Raw genomic sequence first — 20243 nt, 5'->3', positions numbered from 1 at the left:
GATTGCCGTGCTCGTGTTGGTCGAGTGGCCCTCGCTGGACAGATTCAGTGTGCGACTGCTGCGGGTCGGTCCCCGTGCGTGCGGGCGAACTGGTGCGGTCGGAAGATTTCCGCCGGCATGTCCGAGACATGGTCGGCGGCTGCGACGTTATATGTCCCGAATAGATCCGCAAGACCGAGTACTGCAAACGTCCTTCGAACCGATAGTCGGACCCATGGACTCGCACTAGCATCACGCGATGACGAAAGAACACCGCCGCCGAGTGCTCAGAGTAGGCGAGCAGCAGTACCTCTGGAAGACCTACCATCAGCATGTAGACGGCTGTGAGGAAGTCCTGCGGCTGCGACAACTCGGATCAGTCGCAGGCCTGACGCTGATCTTCCGCCCCAACGGTGAACGGAACGTCTCCGACGGCGGGCCGTCCGCGACCGGTGTCATCTGGATCGGTGACCGTTTGCTGAACCTGAACAAGCCCGGCGTGGTCCGCGCGTTCATCGATGCGGCCGTCGACGCTGGCTGGATGGCCGAGACACGTACAGTCGGCCGCCGCAACGGCTGGGACCTATTCGATGACGCGCACGCCAGAAACGTCAACGGCCTATCGATACCATGAGCACCGAGACCAGACTCGGCCAAGTTCTCGGACGCTCACTAGAAGAGAGAGCGATGCTGATCGTCATAGATGCCGCGAATGTCGTTGGCTCGCGCCCCGATGGCTGGTGGCGCGATCGTGCGGGTGCCGCTCGGCGGTTGCTCATGCGGCTGAGCGCGCTGGAACAGCACCTCACCCAACCCGCCGAAGTGGTCGTCGTGCTCGAGGGGGCCGCCAAGGCCGCGGCATCGGAGGAGTTCGAAAGCGTGCGCGTGGTGCTGGCGGATGGTTCGGGAGACGATGCGATCGTCGACGTCGTGGCCGCGGCCACCGAAGCGGACAGGATCACCGTCGTCACGGCCGATCGCGGGCTTCGCGATCGAATCGAAGCCCTCGGCGCCGAATCGGTGGGCCCTCGCTGGCTGCTGGATCGCATCGACCCCTGACCTGTCGGATCCGACTGGTAGACAAGAAGAACCGTCGCCGAATCCGGAGGTCAACCGTGCCCAACGAACTCGAGGAACTGTCCTATGCGCGTTATCTCACGCCACTGGAGAGCGATCTCGAACCCGAGGGCGACTACGACTGTGTGCACATCACCGGCACCGACATCGATGACATCGAGGCGGGTAATTCCAGGTTCTCCGAAACCGTCTTCACCTCGCTCGCGATCAACCGCGGCAGCCTGCGGTTCTCCCGCTTCACCGATGTCTGGCAGCGCAACGTGCGCTGGGTCGGCACCGATCTGTCCGATACCTCCTGGCAGGACGTCGAATTGATCGCCGGTGCACTGTCCGGCGTCGATGCGGGCGGTGCCAACTTGCGTCGAGTGCGCTTCGAGGGCTGCAAATTCGACTCGGTGAACTTCCGCAAGGCCAAACTGCGCGAGGTGCAATTCGTCGATTGCGTGCTGCGCCATACCGACTTCGGTGACGCCGAGCTGACCAAGGTCGTCTTTCCCGGCACCACCGTGGAGGGCCTGCTGCTCAACCGCGCCCGACTGCAGCAGGTCGATCTGCGCGGCGCGGCGCACCTCGATATCGCCGAGGGGCTCGATGCCTTGCGCGGGGTAACCATCACCCCACTCCAACTACTCGATCTGGCACCCGAGTTCGCCAAGGCGATCGGTATTACTGTCCGCGACTAGTACTGCTTGCGGTGCGGCACGAATTCCAAGGTGAGCAGTGCCGCAGCGGCCAACAGCACCTCGCGCCATCGGATCAGTACGAACCGCTGATCCGACATCGCTCGGAACTTGCGCAGGAATCGGTACAGCGATTCCAGGCGGATCAGCGGGTCACCCAGATGCGCGAGGACATAGATCAGCTTCCCGGTCCGCGATCGCTCCTTCTCGGCGAACAGTTCCGGGAAGGGGGCGAATGCCAATGAGATCCGCTCGATGCCCTGCGCGCGGGCGTGGTCGACGAGATCGATGACCATCCGCTCGTCCAGTCCATTCGGGGCATCCTTGCGCCGCCACGGCACATCCAAGCTGAGCTCGCGGCCCAGCCCGGAGACGCCGTAGCGCTGGAAGCCGGCCACCCGTCCGTCCGCATCCCTGGCCAGCACCAGCAGCATGCCCGGATTCCGCCCGTCCAGCAGGTGATCGAGGATCATCGAGAAGCCACGATTCTGCCGACCGGTACGCCATGCGTCGACGATCTCCAGTAGTTCGGCCCGCAGCGGTTCGGTCAGTTCGGTCTCATTGATGACCTCGGTGGTCACGCCGAAATTCCGGGTGCGGCTCACGGCCTGGCGCAGATTGCGGAAGGAGCGCCCGACCATCGCGAATGTCCCGACATCGATGACCACGTCGCGGCCGACCGGAATCGCGCGCAATCCGCGATGTTCGATCGCTCGATGGCGCCACATCTCGGCCAGGTCCGGACTGGCGCCGAGCACGGCGACCCGCCAGCCGTGATTCGCCGCGAATTCGGAGAAGTGCGTGAGCAGTGCCGGGAACTCGGCGCGATCGCCAATCGGATCACCGGCAACCACCGCGACCCCGAAGCGGGCCCGGTAGCCGATCGCCGCGGTCGAATTCGCGTTGAAGTAATAGGACTTGGACGAATGCAGCGCGAAGGCGGCGAGTGGATCGCGTTGGGTTCGGCCGACGAGTTCGGCGACCCGATACAGCTGCTCGGGCTGGGGCCGACTCGTCTGGGGCAGCATCAGGATGAATCCCGTTGCGGCCAGGAAGACGAATCCGAAGCCTGGATGCGAGGCGCGATAGGCGGCATTCGCCGCCGCCAACACGAAGACCGCTACGGTGAAATGCGGCAGGGTGATCGGCCGACGCAGATGCAGTCCGCGCACCACGAAGAGCCCGGCGATCGATACGGCGATGAACCAGCCGTGGTCCTCCCCGGGCGCGGCTCGACCGGCCTCATAGACCAGCGCGACGCTCATCAGTAATAGGGCAATGGAGATCACCGGGCGGACGGCCGGTGTGGTGGTGATCGAGACATCGCGGTACCCCGCGAGTGTGGAATTCCGCGCCGCCGTTTCCCGTCCCTCAGCCACGTCTGCACCCCATTAGGCCGATGGGTCCCAACAGGTTCCCCATGTGGTCCTCCCGATGATCCTGTACACACAACAATATTCGAAACATGGGATGAGTGCTCGAACATTCCTGGCGCACCAAGATCGTTGGAGTCCACTGGTGTTCGCCCGGCAACCGCGCCGGGCTGTAGATGGTGCCGTCGGCGGCTCGGACCAGGGGATGAGCGCCACCGTTGGTCGCTGGTATCGAGTATGCCACCAGCGTGAATACGGACAACGGCTTTCCGTGGTTCAGCCGTTGCGGTCGAGGCGGCGAGGGACTGGGTGAATGCCTACGCGAGATCGGTTCCGGTAGTCCGACGTGAGCACTGGCCATAGTCGACAGCTACTGTGCAGCGATCCGTATATCAATCGCGTCTCGCGATCGGTCGTACGGTGGTCGTATGTGCGTCTGAGACGGAGGCCGGGGATCTATAGACAACAGTGTTCATAATTGTCTATCGTCTTGGTTCATGACGAAGTTCGACGGCAAGAGCTGTCTGGTCACCGGAGCGGCAAGTGGATTGGGCCGCAGTACGGCGCTGGCGGTTGTCGCCAAGGGCGCATCGGTCATCCTGACCGATATCGATGACGTCGGACTGCGGCACACCGCCGATGAGGTGCGTGCGCGAGGCGGTGTCGTACACCTGGCCGCACCCGCCGATGTCAGCGATTACGATGCCGTTGTCGCGCTGGCCGCGAAGGTGCACGCCGAGGTGAACAGCGTCGATATCGTGATGAATGTGGCGGGCATCGCCACCTGGGGGACCGTCGATCGGCTCACGCACAAGCAGTGGCGGCGCACCATCGATATCGATCTGATGGGCCCGATCCATGTGATCGAGGAGTTCGTGCCGCGCATGATCGAGGTCGGGCGCGGCGGACATTTGGTGAATGTGGCCTCGGCCGCGGGTCTGTTGGGATTGCCCTGGCATGCGCCCTACAGTGCGGGCAAGTTCGGATTGCGGGGCGTCTCGGAGGTGCTGCGCTTCGATCTGCGGCAGCACCGGATCGGTGTCAGCCTGGTCTGCCCCGGCGCGATGGCGACACCGATGGTGGACAGCGTGGATATCGCCGGCGTCGATCGGCAGGGCGCGGCGGTGCAGCAGGCGGTCGCGCTGTTCATGCGACATGCGGTCACGCCGGAGCAAGCGGCCCGATCGATCGTGCGCGGGGTCGAGCGCAATAAGTACATGGTCTATACCTCGCCCGATATCCGGGTCGGCTATCTCGCGCAGCGCTACTTCCCGCCGTCCTACAATCTCGCGATGCGCGGGCTGAACTGGGCGATGAGCCGCTATATCGACAAGGCGCCCACGTCGAGCAAGGCGTAGTAACCGAAACGGTGCTGCGCGATGGCGACCAGCACCGCCGCAGCCGTCTCGACATGGCGCAGATCGGGAGTCCAGATCGAATCGGTGAACGGCTTCTGCTGCCCCGGTGGCGGTTCGGGGCTTCGATGAGTCCGATACGGCATCGAGCCCGGCCGACACCGACCGCCGCGGCACAGCAATTGACCTCCGATTTCGCTACCCCTGGGGCGATGAGCGGAAAACCCGAATTCCCTCCCGTACTATCGCGATCGGGAGCAGCGGTGGGGTAGATGAAGGGGGCGCGGTGTTGGAGATTCGCCTACCGACGACCATGCGCAACGGGGGTGCGCGGCTACGGCGCTTCGCCGGGACGACTCCGGGTGCCATCGGCGCGGTCGCCGTCGTAGCCATGGTGTTGTGTGTGCTCGCGGGGTTGACGTCGGCCGATCAATTGAGCGGCAAGATCGCTCGACGCGAAGCCGTGCTGGAACACACCGAACCGCTGGCCTATGCCGCGCAGACCCTGTACGTCGCACTCTCGGCCGCCGACGCAGCCGCGGCAACGGCCTTCCTGTCCGGCGGCATCGAATCGCCCGAGGTGCGTGAGCAATATCAGCAGGCACTCGCCCAAGCAGCAGCCGCACTCGCGGAGGCAACGGCCGGGGCCGCCGATCAGCAGACCAGGAATATCGTCGCGAAAGTCGCCGCCGACCTGCCCGCCTACACCGGTCTGGTCGAAACGGCACGGGCGAATAACCGGCAGGGCTTCCCGGTCGGTTCGTCGTATCTGCGCGAGGCCTCGTTGCTGATGCAGAATTCGTTGCTGCCCAATGCCGAAATGCTCAGCAAGGACCGCATGGCGGCGGTACGTCAGGATCAGCACGATATAGGTGCCCTGCCGTGGACGACCATCGTGCTGCTGATACTGGTGCTCATCAGTTGTGGCGTAGGCACTTTCGTCCTGCTGCGCCGCACCAACCGCCGGATGAACCTCGGTGTCGTGGCAGCCGCTGGCGCGACCGCCCTCGCGCTGCTCTGGGTGGTCGCCGGGACGATCGTCGCGGCGACCGCACTCGATACCGGCAAATCCGGGGCGACCAGTCGCTTCGAAACCCTGACCCAGGCCCGGATCCTGGCCCAGCAAGCACGCACCGACGAAACCCTGGAGTTGATCACCCGCGGCGATATCACTTCGGGCGAAACCGATTACCGCAGGCACACCACCGAACTGGCGGATCGGTTGGCGACGGTGACCGGACCCGATTCCGCGGCCTCGCGGAGCGTGCTCGGCTGGACCGCGGGGCATGCCAGGCAGCGTGAGGCCTACGAGGCGGCGAACTATCCCGCGGCCGTGGCGCAGGCCATCGGCACCGGTGCGGACAGCTCGGCGATATTGTTCGCCCATCTCGATCAGCTGTTGCGCGACAACCTCATTCAGGAACGCGGTGCGTTGCGTGACGGAATCGACTCGGCGGGTGCGACATTGACTCTCAGCCCCGCGGGGACACTGGTGCTGATGTTCGGCGCCGCGGTCTCGACCGTCACCGGCGTGTGGCCACGGCTGAAGGAGTTCCTGTGAGACAGCGAATCATCCTGCGGCGCAACGGCTTTGCCCGGCTGATGCCGGTCCTGGTTGCCGTGAGCGCGCTGGTGACCGCATGCGGTTCCGGCATCCAGGTTCCGGCGTCTACGAATGTGGCCGCGGTGAACCCCAAGCCCGACCTCACCGAGATCACTACGCCACCGCAGAGCGAATCCGGCGGCAATTGCGACGATCCGGAGGCCAGCCTGCGGCCCGGTCCGTTGCCCGGTCCCGGTGCCATGCCGCCGGGTTCGGCCATGGCGGCCATCGTCGCCAGTGGCAAGCTGCGGGTCGGAGTGGATCAGAACACCTACCTGTTCGGCTTCCGCAATCCCAGCAGCGGACAGCTCGAGGGTTTCGATATCGATATCGCGCGCGAGATCGCCCGATCCCTCTTCGGTGACCCGAATCGGATCGAATTGCGTTCGGTCACCGCGGCCGAGCGGATATCCGCCCTACAGAACAAACAGGTCGACCTGATCGTGCGCACCTTCTCGGCGACCTGTGAGCGGCGCCGCGATGTCGACTTCTCGGGTGTCTATTACCGTGCGACCCAACGCCTTCTGGCCGTCCACGACTCCGGCATCCGGACCGGCGCGGATCTGGGTGGTAAGCGGGTGTGCGTCACCCGGGGCACCACCTCACCGGGTCCACTGTTCAGCCTGCCCAAGCGGCCGATCGTCCTCGGCGCATCCAACTGGACCGACTGTCTGGCCGCGCTGCAGCAGGGCCATGTGGACGCGATCAGCGGCGACGATCCGATCCTGGTCGGTCTGGTGGCCCAGGACCGGAATCTGGCGATCGTCGGCGAGGCGATCGGCACCGGCGCATACGCGGTCGGCATCGCGCAAGGGCATCCGGATCTGGTCCGCTTCGTCAACGGCGTGCTGGAACGTATCCGCCGCGACGGCACCTGGCAGCAGCTCTACAACGACAGACTCAGCGCCCTCGGCCCGTCGCCCGGGCCACCGGACCTGCGCTACAAAGAGTGAGACCATGCAGTTACTCACGCTCGCCGAAATCGACGGTGAATTAGCCGCACGCACAATCGAATTCGATGCCATCACGGCCGCGCTGCTGGAACTGGACGAACATCCGGGCCACACGCTGCTGCAGCGCTATCCGCCGACCGGGGTGACCGAACAGCGCTGGCTACCGGTCCGCGCCGCGCTCGCGCTGATGTGGGAGGACTACAGCCGTTTGCAGATCATCCTGGATTCGGCGCGCCAGGTGCGCGGCACTCGGGCCCGCCTCGACGACGGTGAGCGCGCCGAACTCACCCGCCTGCTGCGTGGGCGTCCGCATGAGGCCACCCGCACGCCGATACCGATGGCACAACGTTCGCTCACCGGCCCCGCCGAAGAGGTTGTATTCGTCGGACTCGCCGATACGGTTGATCGCATGCGGGCCACCTTCCCGGAAATCGCCGAATTCCTCGACGCGGTCGACGCGGTCAATACCCGGGTGATGTCGGGCCTCGCGCCGCTGCAGGACACCCTGGACAGGGCAAGCGCGGCCGGGGGCGAGACCGCGCAGTTGCGCGCAATCGGCGACGGTATCGCCGAATTGTCGATCCGGTCGGCGACCGATCCGCTCGCGCTGACGGTATCGGAGATCGATGCGCGCATCACCGAGTTCGCGGGAGAGTTGCGGCAGGTGGCCACGATCCTCGCCGAACTCGATGCGGTGGCGGCGGATTGGGCCGAGGCGGTCGCCGAAACGCGCAGGCGCTTGGCGTTGCTAGGGGCGACCCGAATCCGCGCCGCGAAAACGAGGGCGCAAGTCGAGGCGAAGATTCTGGCGGGCCCGCTGCCGGTGTACGAGGACAACACTGCCGCGCTCGAAGTGGAACTCGAGGCGTTATCGGCGAAGTCGGGTGCGGCAGCGGATTTGGTGCGGTTGCGTACGCGGATCGCGGACGCGACCGCGCGGGCGGCCACCGTGCAGGAGTTGGCTCAGGGCCTGCTCGATCGGCGTGGCGAGCTGCGTGGACGGCTGACCGCCTATCAGGCGAAGGCGGCTCGACTCGGCGTCAGCGAGGACCGAGATGTCCTGGCCTCCAATCGGATCGCGGCGGGTCTGCTCGCGCAGCGACCGTGCGATCTGGCGGCCGTCACCCGGGCCGTCGCCGACTTCCAGCAGATCATCGGGGAGAAATCGGGGCGGGCAGATGACCTGTACTGAGCCGGGATGCGGCGGCACGATCGAAGACCGATACTGCGTCGTGTGCGGCACCGCACCCGTGGCGGCGACCACGGTGTCGGCGGAAATGCCCGTACCGCACGGGGTTTCGGGCCAGGGACGGGCGTGCCGCGAACCGGGATGTACCGGAACGGTTGTCGGTGGATATTGTGACGCCTGCGGCACGGCTCCGGCAGCGCAGCAGACCACCTGTGCCGAGCCGGGATGCGGCGGAACCATTGTCGACGGCTACTGCGACGCCTGCGGCACCGCACCCGCCGGGAATTCCGGGACTTCCGCACTCTCGGCGCGCTCGGGCAGCACCGGTGTCTCCGGCCGTTCCGTGCGCACCGGCCGATCCTCGTCGAGATCCAGTTCCCGCGGTCGGCTCGGCGCGGGCATGGTGGAGGTGCCGCGGATCCCGCGCATCGACCCGGCCACCGCGGTCCTGGCCGATCCGCAGGTTGCCGAGGGAAAGCGGTTCTGCGGCAAGTGTGAACGGCCGGTCGGCCGCGGCCGTGACGGTACGCCCGGCCGCACCGAGGGCTTCTGCCCCAACTGCGGCACCCGGTTCTCCTTCACACCGAAGCTGAGCAAGGGCGATCTGGTCGGCGGACAATACGACGTCGTCGGCTGTTTGGCGCACGGCGGGCTCGGCTGGATCTATCTGGCTACCGACCGCAATGTCGCCAACCGATGGGTGGTGCTCAAAGGTCTACTGAATTCGGGCGATCTGGACGCGATGGCGGCAGCGGTCGCCGAGAAGCGGTTCCTGGCCGAGGTCGAACATCCGAGCATCGTCAAGATCTACAACTTCGTCGAGCACCGCGGCGCCGACGGTGTCGCGGTCGGTTACATCGTCATGGAGTACGTCGGCGGGACCTCGGTCAAACAGATCCTGCGCACCCACCGTGATGCCGACGGCGGCTATCTGCCGCCGTCGCAGGCCATCGCCTATATTCTGGAGATGCTGCCCGCCCTCGGCTATCTGCATTCGATCGGCCTGGCCTATTGCGATTTCAAGCCGGACAATGTGATGCAGACCGATGAGCAGCTCAAGCTCATCGATATGGGCGCGGTGATCGCCATGGACGATCAGGACAGCCCCATCTACGGCACCATCGGCTATCAGGCGCCGGAGATCTCCGAAACCGGACCGACCGTCGCGACCGAGGTCTACACCGTTGGCCGCACACTCGCGGTATTGCTGATGAATGTGCCGCAGCAGGGCGGATATTTCGGCGCACTGCCCGATCCGGCCGCCGAACCGCTGCTGGCGAAATACGATTCGCTGTACCGATTCATCCTGCGTGCCACCGACACCGATCCGGAAGCGCGATTCTCCTCGATGGAGGAGATGGCCGATCAGCTGACCGGTGTGCTTCGTGAGGTGCTCAGTATCGATGACGGTGTGCCGCGTCCCGGCATGTCGGCCTACTTCGGGCCGCCGCGCGGCGTATTCGGCGTGCAGGAGCCGCCGACGCCGACGAGTATCGTTGCGGCACTGCCGGTACCACTGGTCGAGCCGAACGACAGCGGCGCCGCGCTGCTGGCGACCACCGGCGGGACCGCACCCGCCGAACTGGAACCGGCCCTCGCGGCGGGACTGCGCTCGGTACCGACGGCCCGCGGTGCGTCCGTGGAGATTCCACTGCGGCTGGTGCGCGCAGCCCTCGAGGTCGGCGATCCAGCCGACGCGCTACGCCGACTCGACGAACTCGCCGACACTTTGCCCGGTGACTGGCGACTGGCCTGGTACCGCGGCCAAGCCGAACTGCTCGCCGGCAAACTCGATGCGGCCTATGCCGAATTCGATGCCGTGTATGCCGCATTACCCGGTGAGGCCGCACCGAAGGTGGCGCAGGCGGCAGTGGCCGAACTCGCGGGCGCACCGACGAACCGGCAACAGGCCGCCCGCTACTACGACACGGTCTGGCGCACCGACCACGGCTTCGTCAGCGCCGCCTTCGGACTGGCCCGGCTGCGCAACGCCGACGGTGATCGCGATGGTGCGGTCGCCGTGCTCGATCAGGTGGATTCGGCCTCAGCGCTCTACATCGAGGCGCGGCTGACGGCCGTGGAGACCATGCTGGCCCACCGCACACCCGACGAGCTGTCCGAACGGCTGCTGCGCGATGCGGGCGGTCGGGTCGAGGCATTGCGGATCGAATCGAAAAGCCGTGGCGCACAGGTTCGAATGTGTGTGTTGGATGCGGCATTGAACTGGCTGCGCGTGGGTAAAACACCGATAACACATGGGGCGCTGCTCGGCGCCAACCTCGATCAGGACGGAGTGCGAACCGGTTTGGAGCGCTGCTATCGCGAACTCGCCCGCGAAACCGAAGATATGTGGGCTCGATTCGAGCTGGTCGATCGTGCCAATGCGATCCGGCCGAGGACGAACCTATGACCCAGCCCGAGACCGAGGTGCAGCCGCGGTGCCCGGAATGCGCGGCACCGGTCGCGATGGCCGACCGGTTCTGCGAGGCCTGCGGCCGCGAACTCGGCGCGCGCCGAATCGCGCTGCCGCGGCCGGATCCGGATGCGACACCGCCGTGTGAGGGCTGTGGCGGCACCCGCTACGAAGCCGACGGTTATTGCGGCGGCTGCGGTCAATTGCGTCCGCAACCGGATCGATTCGAGGCCGATCTCGGTGCGCTGTATGTGATGACCGATCGCGGTATCGCGCACGCGCGCAACGAGGATGCGGTCGCCGCCGCGGTGCTGGAAGACGGGGCCGAACGCCCGATTGTCACGGTGATCGCGGTCAGCGACGGCGTCTCCACCTCCGAGGATCCGCAGGCGGCCTCGGGCGCGGCCGTGCGGGCAGGCGTTGATGCCTGCCTCACCGCACTGGCCGAAGCACGCTCGGGCACGGCGGTGGTCATGGCCGGGCTCATGGCCGCGGCGCAGGCCGTCCGCGATATCGCGACACACGACGGCCACGCTCCATCGTGCACCTATGTTTCGGCCATCGTGCGCGGATACGGCGGCGACGGTGTGGAGATCACCGTCGCGAATATCGGTGACAGCCGGGCATACTGGTTGCGGGGCACCGGCATCGAGCCGATCGCGGGCGGGAATCCGCCGTCGGCCCGACTGACCGTCGACGACTCGTGGGCACAGGCACTCGTCGATGCCGGTGCGATGGACGAGCAGTCCGCGATGCAGGATCCGCGGGCACATACCTTGCTGCGCTGGCTCGGCGCCGACAGCGCTGACAAACCGTGGTCGGACCGATGTGTGAATACCTTTCACACCACGGGGCCCGGGGTGCTGTTGCTGTGCAGTGACGGACTCTGGAACTACATATCCGATCCGACGGCGCTCGCACGGATGGTCAGCGGGTTATCGCGCGAGGACGCGGCGCGGGCGCTGGTCGAATGTGCACTACGGTCCGGGGGGAGCGACAACATCACCGTCGCGCTGGTGCCGATCGGGCCATCGGTCGATGCAGGAGAAGCACTGTGAGTTCCATTGCCAATAAAGGTATTTCGGTAGCGATAGACCAGAACGAATATCTGGCCGATGGCGCGGACACCGTCGATGCTGTGGTGACCGTGGAGACGGGCGCGGATTTCGTCGCGGCCGGTCCGGAACGGCAGCGACTCGAGGTGCTGATCATCGACTGCTCCGGATCGATGGCCACCGGTCAGAAGTTCGCGGGTGCGCGCCGAGCCACCCTGGCCGCGCTCGATGTGCTGAAGGACGGCACCCGGTTCGCGATCATCGAGGGCACGTCGGTGGCGCGGCTGACCTATCCGAGCAATAAACCGTCGGTGCCCGCCAACCGCGATACCAGGGCCGCGGCCCGCCGCGCACTGGATAAGTTGCGCCCGGATGGCGGGACCGCCATGGGCACCTGGCTCGGTCTCACCCGGCAGCTGGCCAAGAAACATCCGGACGCCATGGTGCACGCCATTCTGCTCACCGACGGCAAGAACGAACACGAGGAGCCCGCGGCGCTGGCCGCGGAGATCAAACAGTCGGAGGGGGTCTTCACCTGCGACTGCCGCGGCGTCGGAACCGACTGGCAGGTGGACGAATTGCGCACCATCGCCTCGGCACTGCACGGCACGGTCGATATCGTCGCGAATCCGGCGAATCTGGCCGCGGACTTCGCCGCCATGACGCAGATGTCGATGGCCAAGGCGATTCCGGAACTTACGCTGCGGGTGTGGACACCGGCGGGCGCCACCGTCCGGTTCGTCAAACAGGTCGCGCCGACCATCGAGGATCTGACCGCGCGCCGCACCGATGTCGGACCGCAGGTGGGGGAGTACCGGCTCGGTGCTTGGGGGGCGGAGGACCGCGACTATCACGTGCAGGTGCGTGTCGAGCCCGCCGCTCCGGGACGCGAGAAGCTCGCGGCCCGGATCAGCGTGGTCGCCGCCGACGAGGTGGTCGGGCAGGGATTGGTACGCGCGGTGTGGACCACCGAGACCGAGCTGTCGGCCCGAATCAGCAGGCGCGTCGCGCATTACACCGGACAAGCCGAACTCGCCCAAGTCGTGCAGGAAGGGTTGAGCGCGCGCAAGAACGGTGATGTGGCGACCGCGACGGCGAAGCTGCGGCGTGCGGTCGAACTGGCCGCGGAATCCGGGAACGAGGGCACCGCGAAGCTGTTGCGCGGTGTGGTCGAGGTGGACGAGCGCAATGGCACCGTGCGATTGCGCGCCAGGGTCGAGGCCGCGGACGAAATGGCCTTGGATGCACGCTCGACCAAGACGGCGCGGGTACGCAAGGAGGGGTGATGGCGATTGCCACCTGTCCGGACGGGCACCAGTCCGTCGCGGCGGATTATTGCGACGTCTGCGGATCGCCGATCGGTGTGCCCGCACCGACGACCGCTGCCGCGTTGTGCCCGTCGTGCGGATCGCCGAGCACGGGCCGCTTCTGTGAAGTCTGCGGCGCTGATTCGGCGCTGCCGACGCCAGTGCCGCATCCGGCCGGGCCGACCGAAATCGCCACCGCCACTGCGGTTTCCGCCCCCGAGATCGAGGGCGCCTTCGGTACGACGACCTGGGTCGCGACGATCACCGCCGATCGCGAGTTCTACGACCGGGTGCAGGCCCGCAAGGGCCCCGACGCCGACCAGGTCGAATTCCCGGCGTTCTATCCCGAGCGCCGAATCACCTTGCGCGGCACCGATGTCTTGATCGGCAAACACAGCGTCTCCCAGGGCCTGCAACCCGAGATCGATTTGGGCATAGCACCCGCCGACGCCGGTGTCTCCCGCGCCCACGCGACCCTGCACATCGCCGAAACCGGCATAACCATCACCGATCTCGGCTCCACCAACGGCACCAGCCTCAATGGCAGCGAAGACCTGATCCCCGCAAAGGTGCCGGTCCCACTCCATAGCGGTGACCGCATCCACCTCGGCGGTTGGACCACGATCGTCGTGACAGCGGAAGACATCTGAGCTGTTACTGCGCCAGCGGCGACTCAGTGCCCGAGGTTCGGCGATGATTCCAACTCTCGCAACACCTCATCGATGCGCCGCATGACATGGGAGCGCCAGCCGACGTCCATGATCGCGCGGGCCTTCTGCTGGAGCGGGTGGTCGGGATCGAATCCGGCGTGTTCCAAGAACAATCGGGTGCCTTTGCCCTCGGGCTCTAGCGTCCAGGTGATCGTCCAATCGGCGCCGTGCTCGGCATTCGGGTCGGCATCGCGCCAGCCGACGCGCAGCATCCGCTCCAGTTCGAAGGCCAGCACCTCGGCCGCGATCGCACCGGAAAAGCCAGCCGCCGGAACGGCTCTCGCGTCGATGGTGTAGCGATGCCCGACCTCGAGCCGGAAGTCGGACGGCATGAACCACCGCGCGAGCAACTCCGGTTCGGTCAGCGCGCGCCACACCTTCGCCGGTGGGTGCGCTAGGAATTCGTCCACATGAATGGTGGTCGGATCGTCGGTCATTCCTACTCCTCGTCCATGGTGTCCAACAGTTCACGCAGCCCGGCCAACTTCTCGCGCCAGAACCGCTCGAACGGGTGCAACCATTCCTGAATCTCGTACAGCGGGGCCGCTTCGAGCTGATACAACCGTTGCCGACCGACCTTGTTCTCACTGACCAACTCCGCCTCCCGCAGCACCCGCAGATGTTCGGAAAAGCTCGGCCGCGCCATGTCGAAGTGCGCGGCCAGATCGGTCACCGGCTGTGGTCCGCCCTCGCGCAGCAGCCGCAACACTTCGCGCCGAACCGGACTGGCCAGCGCCGCGAAGACGCGACCCTCGGGCGGCATCGCCGTCACCGTGCTACTCATGAGCTCGAATATAGGTAGGAAAACTCCTACGTGTCAAATGGTCAGAGAACTGGGACCGATCGGTCGGTTACTATGCGCGTAGTATGTAATCATGGGGTTCGAGTGGCCGGACTGGGCGTTCGCGCACCTGATCGGCATCAGACCCCGGGAGGTACGCCAAGTCCTCGAAGGCGCACGGCGCTGGCCGCGGATCGCCGATGACGGGCATGTGACGGTGTTGTCGGTCTGGGGTCGCACGGGTACCGGGCGTCCGCTGATCGTGGCGACGCGCCAACAGGACCAGTGGACCTGGCTGATCATCGGCGCTCGGGAAATGCGCGCCGACGAACTGACAATGTTCGAGAAGTGGGAACAGGAGAACCGGTGATGAGCGAGCGAAGCGAGCGATCGATCAACGCAGCCGAGTTCTCGGTCATGCCGGAGCCGAGCGTCAGCGAGGTGTAGGTATGAGCGAGAAGGATTTCCCGTCCACCCCGGACGAAGTGGCGGCGTTCATGGATCGGCTGACCTTCAGTGACGAACCGGTCCCGCCGGAAAAGGCGCCGCCGCCGCTCGCCCCCGGTGACGACATCGTCGTGACCAGCTCGATTCGCATGCCGCTGGAGCTGCACACCCGGGTCAAACAGCTCGCCGACAGTCGAGGCATCGGCATGTCGACGCTGATCAGGGAGTGGATGGAGGCGGCCATCGCCGAACTCGATGGCGATCAGCTCATTTCGCGCGCCGACGCGGTGCGTGCGCTATCGCGACTGCATCCGATCCATCGCGCGAGCTGAGTGACGTCGCAGGTCGGGCCGCTGATCCTGTCCGACACGGCGGCTCATTCATCGTCGCGGGCATCGAGATCGCGCAGCGGCCGGTGCGGTGTCGTTCGGCTCCGCAGCCGATGAGGCTGGTGAGGGCCTGGTCAACTCGGACATGAGGCGAGTGCAGCGCACCCGTCGGCGATCAGGGTTGCGTCGATGGGGATGTCTCGCCATAGGCAGCCTTGGAGAAGGCCGCGGGCGAGTGCGGTGGCGGCGGTCGCGATTCGGTGCGCCGACGGTTCGTCGAGGGGGGTTCTGTGGGCGGATAGCCGCCCGGTGAGAGCCGCGGTGAGTGTGTCGATGATCGGGTCAGCGGACGGCAGTGCGTGCAGTCCTCTGAACCCCAGGTGACCCAGGTCGGTGATACTCGGACGGCGAGAGCGAACTCACCATCGCCTGCCTTGCTTCGTCCTGAAGGTCTTCGGAGACAACCCACGCCACCAAGACGTGAGGTGTGTCGTCGAAGTCCGCGCCGAGCACAATTCCTCCTACGTCGCGCTGCGGTTCCCGATCCAAGAATGGCAGGCCAGCTTTCCGCAGTTCATGGGCGACCAGCTTTGCAAGTTCAGAACGGGGCATCGCCATCATTGGCCGCGCGGCGCTGCGCGATGAGCGCAGCAGTGACCGCGCTCGCGCGATCGGAGGTGTGCCCGGCCGCGTTCAGCGTGGCGTTGTCGGCGGCCAGGCGGCGCCGGTGGTCGTCGCGACGCTCCAGTAGAAACTGGTCTACCGCGCACCGGAGGCTCGGTGTCTCTTGTGCGGTACGAGTGGGGTGGACATGCTGGGTGTATGCGGGCCCGCGATATAGAGATCGGGTGCACCTACCTCGTGTTCGTGCCGTACCGGCTGCCGACGAGCCGCTACCCCAACCGTGCCCAGCCCGACACACCGGAGTGGTCGTGGTGGTGGATGACGGGCTGCCGGTTCCGGCTCACCGTGACCGTGGTCGACACCACTGGTGACACACCGATGGTCGAGGGAGTGCGCGTCACCGAGAGTTCGCGGGTCGAGGTGGAACTCTCCGATGAGCAAGCCGCCGCGCTCGGCCTGCCCTACGGCCGGTATCGCGTGCGCGGCCAGCTCGTCGACGACCAGGATTGGCCGGTCGCGCTTCCAGAACTACGGCCGCTGCGGATCCCGACGCGCTGGCTTCGACCCACCGACGGACCGCCGCCCCGGACCCACGTAGATCTCGACACGGGCCCATGGGGTTTCTTGCTCTGAACCGTTTTCAACCGCAATCCTGACCCCCGATACGGCTGGACAGGTGGATTCTGGCGTCGATTCCAGGTGAATTCGAGCGTCACAGAGTGGCTCGAGGGCTCTGGATCCAGACGAAAAGTAGCGTCACTCGGGTGGCGGCGGACGCAACATCGTTGTTCCGTGCCGATGAGGTTCCGATTTCAGTAGTCGGCCAGCGGCTGTTCATCTCCGGGAACGTCGCCGAGCAGGACCTGGCAGCGTTTGAGGTGGCAGCACAGCTCGTCGATGGTGCATCCGGGTCGGCCGGTGAGTACCGGCTGGCGTGTCCGGCCCGACCGCGGCGGGCGGTAGTCGTGCTCACCGATGAGTTTGGTCCGGGCGACCAGTCCTATGGGACGAAGCCTTCGGAAACCAGCATGGGAGTAGCGCGTGGTGATCGTCGCCGGACATATCGTCGTAGACCCACAGCACCGCGAGTCCTACCTGATGGGCTGCGTGAGCATCGTCGAAGAGGCCCGGTCGACCCCTGGCTGTCTCGACTTCAGCATTGCCGCCGATCTGCTGGACGATGGCCGTATCAATATCTTCGAACGCTGGGAATCGCAGGCGGCGGTCGACGCCTTCCGCGGGAACGGTCCCAGCGACGGGCAGCGCACCGCGATACTCGCTGCCACGGTCTCGGAGTACGACGTCGCCGATGTTCGCGCACTGATGTGAACACGCTTCCTGCGAATTTCGGCACACGCACCGTCCGCCAAATCGTCGGAATCGCGATTCACCTCCGGATAGGAGGGGTTGTTGACCAGGCGGTGGCGTAGCTACTCGGCCAGTCTCCAGGCGCTGGCAGTCGGCAGCCGAGGTCGACGTCCCATGCGGCGCCGCCTGCAAAGATGCCGACCGCCTTATAGTTCCTGACCGCCTGCGTGAACAGACCGTTTCCACGGACCAGGTCAACCGGCATGGGCCGCCCTCCGTTTAAGGTTTCGCTGCACTGTCCTGCCGATATCACTGGAAAGTCGCAAACGACTGTTCAGCGATACTGTTCAACTTCATGAATGTTGCCAACGAGAACCTGATGATCGAACTCAGCCTGGCCGAGCTGCGCGAGATCGCGGGTTACGCCGTGGCCTGTGCGGAGCCCGCTCTGGCGATCTTCGAGCGCGACTGTCCGGATGATCCGCGCGCACGGTCAGTGCTCGACGAGGTGCGCCAGTTCGCCGCCGGAGGCAGGCGGACGAAAGCGATACGTGTGACCGCATTCGACGCGCACCGGGCCGCGCGATCAGCTCGAGACGTAGGACTCGAGGCCGCAGCCGAAGCGGCGCGCGCCGCTGGTCACGCGGGAGGGGCTGCGTATCTGCACCCGCTGGCAAAGGCGACCCAGGGTGGGCACATCCTCATGTCGGCCGCCCATGCGGCTCGAGCATTCGAGCTCGACGCCGGCGACACCCCTGACGTGGGAGGCGATTACATCAAGAAGGCGACAGATCTGGCCAGCCCGATCGTGGTGACGGTCCTGACGCGATACCCGAACCCCCCGAGCGGCCGCGGCCGCGTAGGCGACCTCTGGCGCGAACTGGATGCCTCGCTGCGGCAACTCGCAGCCAGGCGTTAACCGATCGGCGCCTCTGACCAATACACCCGTCCGAGCTAGGTCCAGCCCACCTTGCTCAGGCTCCGACCGCCCTGCGTCGAGTGCACCATTCGGCCCCAGTTCAACGACAACCCCCGCACCGCCGGGTACCGTCCAAATTCAAGGACGGTCGATCTTGAAACCGGCCCCACCGCCGTCGGAATCGACGGACAAATGCCGTTCGCAACCATGGACGCAGCCAGGAGGCTCAGCTTCGAGCGATCCCGAGCAGCGGCGAACAAGACGGTTATCTAACTAGTCCCAGTCGATGACCATCGCCGCCGCGCCTCAGCTATCACCACTCCCATGAGACGACGCTGAACATGTTGCCCGCCAGCCACTTTGGTGATGCACACCGCATATAGACACACCAGCAGCACCCGGGCGTAACCATTTCGTGTCGGTGGAGCCACATATTCGAGTGGCATCTATTGCCCGGTGGAGTGTGCTGGCCGGTGCTGTGACCGACCAAGGTATCTGTCACCGAGGGTGAAGTCCGAGCTGGCAAGTGCTGAACCGACCACGGTATCTGTCACCATATGTCCAGCCTTGTTGTCACCAATCAGTCCGTTCCGGGCGGATCCGGCAGAAGTCGCAGGTGGGGTGGCGCTGTGATGAGGTAGGTCCATGGTGAAGGCGTTAGCTGACTGCTGTGACGTGTATGACCTGCTGGACCACAATGTCCGGCCTCAGCCGTTGGCGTGGGCGCGGGGCGGATCATTGCAGGAGTTGCAGGCGATCCTGTTCGGCTATTCAGTTGCCCTCGAGGTGCACGCGGTACCGGAGGGGTTCGTGCTCGGTCCGATTGGACCGTTCGCGCGTTGGCTGGAATCGAAATACGGCCGGGGCATGTCCTTGGCGTGGGCCACTGCCATCGAGCAGCACCTGCACGAGGGGGAACGGCGATGGACGCGTTCTTCCGCCTGCTCGATGAGTACCGGGCCATCAGCGAGTCGAATCCTTCGGCACGAACTCAGATTCCGCAGCAGTCGTCACATCTGAGGGTGCTGCATCTGCTCAGCGATTGCTTGCACACGGGTGAGGGTGATGCCGGTCCGCTGTTCAACCGCCAGCGGATGGTCGGTGGGTTCCAGTTCCACCGTCGGACGGACACCGACGGGCTGGCTGTGCATGTTGGTCTTCAAGTTCAGGGTCGTCGGTTCATAGGTGGGCAGCTCGGTGGACAGCCAGCCGAAATACGGAGGCTCCTGCACTCGCTCTGGGCTGGTCCACAACTCTGTCGCGCGGGTGAAGTTGGGCTTGCTCAGCGAAACCCACACGCCCCATTCGAAGTCGTTCTCCGAGTCCACGATCGGCAGGATCAGGCGGGCCCGGATGAAGAAGTGTTCTCCGCCGATGACGCACCGTTCGCCGTCGAGGAGGTTGCCGGGGCCGTCTTTCAGGTCCTCATTCCAATAGATGGGTGCGACCATGCCATAGCTGAATGGCAGTCCATCATGTTCCTGGCCACAGCAAGAGCAGAGGAACCCCAGATCCGATGACATGCCCGACAGCATAGAAACCGGGCAAATCTGCTGTCTGCACCGGGCGTCGGCCGCCAAGAGAATCCCGCGCGCTCCTGGCCACCACAACTCGGTTGTTGACCAGCACGAACCAACAAGTGGCGATAGCCGCGGTCGATGTCAACGGCACGCGAATTCACGTTCCGCCGACAGTCGACGAGCTCCTCCAGAAAGACCCCATCGTGAGCATCTGGAAACGCCAGTGGCTCCCAACAGCTAGCTGGTGGCTGCGGCGTCCCGTATCGCCGTTGCCAGGGGAGTCGGGTCGTAGCCCTCGGGCACGCCGTCGACCAGGATGATGTCGGCCTCGATGTGCCGCGAGCGCAGCGGCGCGATCTCCCGGTACGCGGGCGAGTCCCACCACGCCCGCGCCTCGCCGATCGACGGGAAGCCGATCATCACGACCGCCCCTGGCCAGCGGCCCTCCTTCGTCTCGTGCTGGGCGGCGTGCACCAGGTAGCGGCCGCCGTACGGCTGGAAGGTGCCGGGGAGGCGCTCGATGTACTCGGCGATGTCCGGATGCGGGGCCGCGTCCTGCAAGTGAGCGATGACGTAGGCGGTCATGGCGTTCCTCCGTTCGGGTCGGTGCGTTGCCTATCA

At 65.6% G+C, this 20243-nt stretch carries 22 protein-coding genes; 16 read left to right on the top strand and 6 right to left on the bottom strand.

From position 1 onward, the window contains the following. The first annotated feature begins 238 nt into the window (after positions 1-238). Genes AB0J29_RS02540 through AB0J29_RS02530 form a run of 3 tightly spaced genes read left to right on the top strand, consistent with a single transcriptional unit; the run spans position 239 to position 1739 of the window. The gene (locus AB0J29_RS02540; RefSeq protein ID WP_364778011.1) at positions 239-613 is read left to right on the top strand and encodes a hypothetical protein; all 375 of its coding nucleotides are present in this window, start codon (positions 239-241) and stop codon (positions 611-613) included. Positions 614-666: 53 nt separating this feature from the next. Next, positions 667-1038: an NYN domain-containing protein gene (locus AB0J29_RS02535; RefSeq protein ID WP_364778008.1), complete on the top strand. Its 372-nt coding sequence runs from the start codon at positions 667-669 to the stop codon at positions 1036-1038. A gap of 56 nt (positions 1039-1094) precedes the next feature. Continuing rightward, a complete protein-coding gene (locus AB0J29_RS02530; RefSeq protein WP_364778005.1) occupies positions 1095-1739 on the top strand; it encodes a pentapeptide repeat-containing protein in 645 nt (214 codons plus the stop codon). Here AB0J29_RS02530 and AB0J29_RS02525 read toward each other — a convergent pair. Next, the gene (locus tag AB0J29_RS02525) at positions 1736-3052 is read right to left on the bottom strand and encodes a phosphatidylglycerol lysyltransferase domain-containing protein (protein WP_364778909.1); all 1317 of its coding nucleotides are present in this window, start codon (positions 3050-3052) and stop codon (positions 1736-1738) included. The genes AB0J29_RS02530 and AB0J29_RS02525 overlap by 4 nt on opposite strands. A 554-nt stretch (positions 3053-3606) precedes the next feature. Here AB0J29_RS02525 and AB0J29_RS02520 point away from each other — a divergent pair. The 4 genes from AB0J29_RS02520 to AB0J29_RS02505 all read left to right on the top strand — a co-directional run bounded on the left by AB0J29_RS02520 (position 3607) and on the right by AB0J29_RS02505 (position 8212). Beyond that, the gene (locus tag AB0J29_RS02520; protein ID WP_364778002.1) at positions 3607-4467 is read left to right on the top strand and encodes an SDR family oxidoreductase; all 861 of its coding nucleotides are present in this window, start codon (positions 3607-3609) and stop codon (positions 4465-4467) included. A gap of 283 nt (positions 4468-4750) precedes the next feature. After that, complete coding sequence (locus tag AB0J29_RS02515; RefSeq protein WP_364777999.1) at positions 4751-6025, top strand: hypothetical protein; 1275 nt, start codon at positions 4751-4753, stop codon at positions 6023-6025. Beyond that, a complete protein-coding gene (locus AB0J29_RS02510) occupies positions 6022-7020 on the top strand; it encodes a glutamate ABC transporter substrate-binding protein (RefSeq protein ID WP_364777996.1) in 999 nt (332 codons plus the stop codon). The genes AB0J29_RS02515 and AB0J29_RS02510 overlap by 4 nt, the downstream gene beginning before the upstream one ends. A gap of 4 nt (positions 7021-7024) precedes the next feature. After that, positions 7025-8212, top strand: coding sequence for a hypothetical protein (locus AB0J29_RS02505; protein WP_364777993.1), 1188 nt, complete (start codon positions 7025-7027; stop codon positions 8210-8212). Positions 8213-8458: 246 nt separating this feature from the next. Here the strand turns inward: AB0J29_RS02505 and AB0J29_RS02500 are convergent, their stop codons facing one another. Then, positions 8459-8611, bottom strand: coding sequence for a hypothetical protein (locus AB0J29_RS02500; RefSeq protein ID WP_364778978.1), 153 nt, complete (start codon positions 8609-8611; stop codon positions 8459-8461). Between AB0J29_RS02500 and AB0J29_RS02495 the strand changes: the two genes are divergently transcribed. The 4 genes from AB0J29_RS02495 to AB0J29_RS02480 are packed head-to-tail and all read left to right on the top strand — an operon-like array spanning position 8553 to position 13634. Continuing rightward, a complete protein-coding gene (locus AB0J29_RS02495; protein WP_364778906.1) occupies positions 8553-10619 on the top strand; it encodes a tetratricopeptide repeat protein in 2067 nt (688 codons plus the stop codon). The two genes, AB0J29_RS02500 and AB0J29_RS02495, sit on opposite strands and share 59 nt — an antisense overlap. Continuing rightward, entirely contained in the window at positions 10616-11680 is a 1065-nt protein-coding gene (locus tag AB0J29_RS02490; RefSeq protein WP_364777990.1) for a phosphatase, read from the top strand. The genes AB0J29_RS02495 and AB0J29_RS02490 overlap by 4 nt, the downstream gene beginning before the upstream one ends. Continuing rightward, positions 11677-12963 (top strand): VWA domain-containing protein, encoded by a 1287-nt coding sequence (locus AB0J29_RS02485; RefSeq protein ID WP_364777987.1) that lies wholly within the window; start codon positions 11677-11679, stop codon positions 12961-12963. The genes AB0J29_RS02490 and AB0J29_RS02485 overlap by 4 nt, the downstream gene beginning before the upstream one ends. Further along, positions 12963-13634, top strand: coding sequence for an FHA domain-containing protein (locus AB0J29_RS02480; RefSeq protein WP_364777984.1), 672 nt, complete (start codon positions 12963-12965; stop codon positions 13632-13634). Before AB0J29_RS02485 ends, AB0J29_RS02480 begins: the two co-directional genes overlap by 1 nt. 23 nt (positions 13635-13657) lie before the next feature. Here the strand turns inward: AB0J29_RS02480 and AB0J29_RS02475 are convergent, their stop codons facing one another. After that, positions 13658-14131, bottom strand: a complete 474-nt coding sequence (locus AB0J29_RS02475; protein ID WP_364777981.1) for an SRPBCC domain-containing protein — start codon at positions 14129-14131, stop codon at positions 13658-13660. Positions 14132-14133: 2 nt separating this feature from the next. Further along, on the bottom strand, positions 14134-14478 hold the full coding sequence (locus AB0J29_RS02470) for a metalloregulator ArsR/SmtB family transcription factor (protein WP_364777978.1): 345 nt from the start codon (positions 14476-14478) through the stop codon (positions 14134-14136). Between the two features lie 91 nt (positions 14479-14569). Between AB0J29_RS02470 and AB0J29_RS02465 the strand changes: the two genes are divergently transcribed. From AB0J29_RS02465 to AB0J29_RS02445, 5 genes are all read left to right on the top strand, one after another. Further along, positions 14570-14845: a hypothetical protein gene (locus AB0J29_RS02465; RefSeq protein ID WP_364777975.1), complete on the top strand. Its 276-nt coding sequence runs from the start codon at positions 14570-14572 to the stop codon at positions 14843-14845. Positions 14846-14924: 79 nt separating this feature from the next. Beyond that, a complete protein-coding gene (locus AB0J29_RS02460; RefSeq protein ID WP_364507320.1) occupies positions 14925-15254 on the top strand; it encodes a hypothetical protein in 330 nt (109 codons plus the stop codon). 777 nt (positions 15255-16031) lie between these two features. After that, positions 16032-16508, top strand: a complete 477-nt coding sequence (locus AB0J29_RS02455) for a hypothetical protein (RefSeq protein WP_364777973.1) — start codon at positions 16032-16034, stop codon at positions 16506-16508. 408 nt (positions 16509-16916) lie between these two features. Beyond that, entirely contained in the window at positions 16917-17204 is a 288-nt protein-coding gene (locus AB0J29_RS02450) for an antibiotic biosynthesis monooxygenase (RefSeq protein ID WP_364777971.1), read from the top strand. A gap of 334 nt (positions 17205-17538) precedes the next feature. After that, positions 17539-18102, top strand: coding sequence for a putative immunity protein (locus AB0J29_RS02445; protein ID WP_364777969.1), 564 nt, complete (start codon positions 17539-17541; stop codon positions 18100-18102). A 1010-nt stretch (positions 18103-19112) separates the two neighbouring features. Here AB0J29_RS02445 and AB0J29_RS02440 read toward each other — a convergent pair. Then, positions 19113-19637, bottom strand: coding sequence for a DUF2199 domain-containing protein (locus tag AB0J29_RS02440; RefSeq protein WP_364777967.1), 525 nt, complete (start codon positions 19635-19637; stop codon positions 19113-19115). A gap of 222 nt (positions 19638-19859) precedes the next feature. Continuing rightward, on the bottom strand, positions 19860-20207 hold the full coding sequence (locus AB0J29_RS02435; protein WP_364777964.1) for a DUF1330 domain-containing protein: 348 nt from the start codon (positions 20205-20207) through the stop codon (positions 19860-19862). Positions 20208-20243: the final 36 nt, after the last annotated feature.

The organism is Nocardia sp. NPDC049707 (assembly GCF_040674855.1).
In the GTDB taxonomy this organism is placed as follows: Bacteria; Actinomycetota; Actinomycetes; order Mycobacteriales; family Mycobacteriaceae; genus Nocardia.
Note: the sequence above shows the minus strand (reverse complement) of the source record. Positions and strands in the feature narration are given on the sequence as shown.

Coding starts and splice junctions, on each gene's coding strand:
- AB0J29_RS02475 (WP_364777981.1), bottom strand. CDS start 14,131: ATGACCGACGATCCGACCACCATTCATGTGGACGAATTCCTAGCGCAC.
- AB0J29_RS02490 (WP_364777990.1), top strand. CDS start 10,616: ATGACCCAGCCCGAGACCGAGGTGCAGCCGCGGTGCCCGGAATGCGCG.
- AB0J29_RS02480 (WP_364777984.1), top strand. CDS start 12,963: ATGGCGATTGCCACCTGTCCGGACGGGCACCAGTCCGTCGCGGCGGAT.
- AB0J29_RS02445 (WP_364777969.1), top strand. CDS start 17,539: ATGAATGTTGCCAACGAGAACCTGATGATCGAACTCAGCCTGGCCGAG.
- AB0J29_RS02500 (WP_364778978.1), bottom strand. CDS start 8,611: ATGCCCGCGCCGAGCCGACCGCGGGAACTGGATCTCGACGAGGATCGG.
- AB0J29_RS02465 (WP_364777975.1), top strand. CDS start 14,570: ATGGGGTTCGAGTGGCCGGACTGGGCGTTCGCGCACCTGATCGGCATC.
- AB0J29_RS02470 (WP_364777978.1), bottom strand. CDS start 14,478: ATGAGTAGCACGGTGACGGCGATGCCGCCCGAGGGTCGCGTCTTCGCG.
- AB0J29_RS02535 (WP_364778008.1), top strand. CDS start 667: ATGCTGATCGTCATAGATGCCGCGAATGTCGTTGGCTCGCGCCCCGAT.
- AB0J29_RS02505 (WP_364777993.1), top strand. CDS start 7,025: ATGCAGTTACTCACGCTCGCCGAAATCGACGGTGAATTAGCCGCACGC.
- AB0J29_RS02460 (WP_364507320.1), top strand. CDS start 14,925: ATGAGCGAGAAGGATTTCCCGTCCACCCCGGACGAAGTGGCGGCGTTC.
- AB0J29_RS02540 (WP_364778011.1), top strand. CDS start 239: ATGACGAAAGAACACCGCCGCCGAGTGCTCAGAGTAGGCGAGCAGCAG.
- AB0J29_RS02435 (WP_364777964.1), bottom strand. CDS start 20,207: ATGACCGCCTACGTCATCGCTCACTTGCAGGACGCGGCCCCGCATCCG.
- AB0J29_RS02440 (WP_364777967.1), bottom strand. CDS start 19,637: ATGCTGTCGGGCATGTCATCGGATCTGGGGTTCCTCTGCTCTTGCTGT.
- AB0J29_RS02520 (WP_364778002.1), top strand. CDS start 3,607: ATGACGAAGTTCGACGGCAAGAGCTGTCTGGTCACCGGAGCGGCAAGT.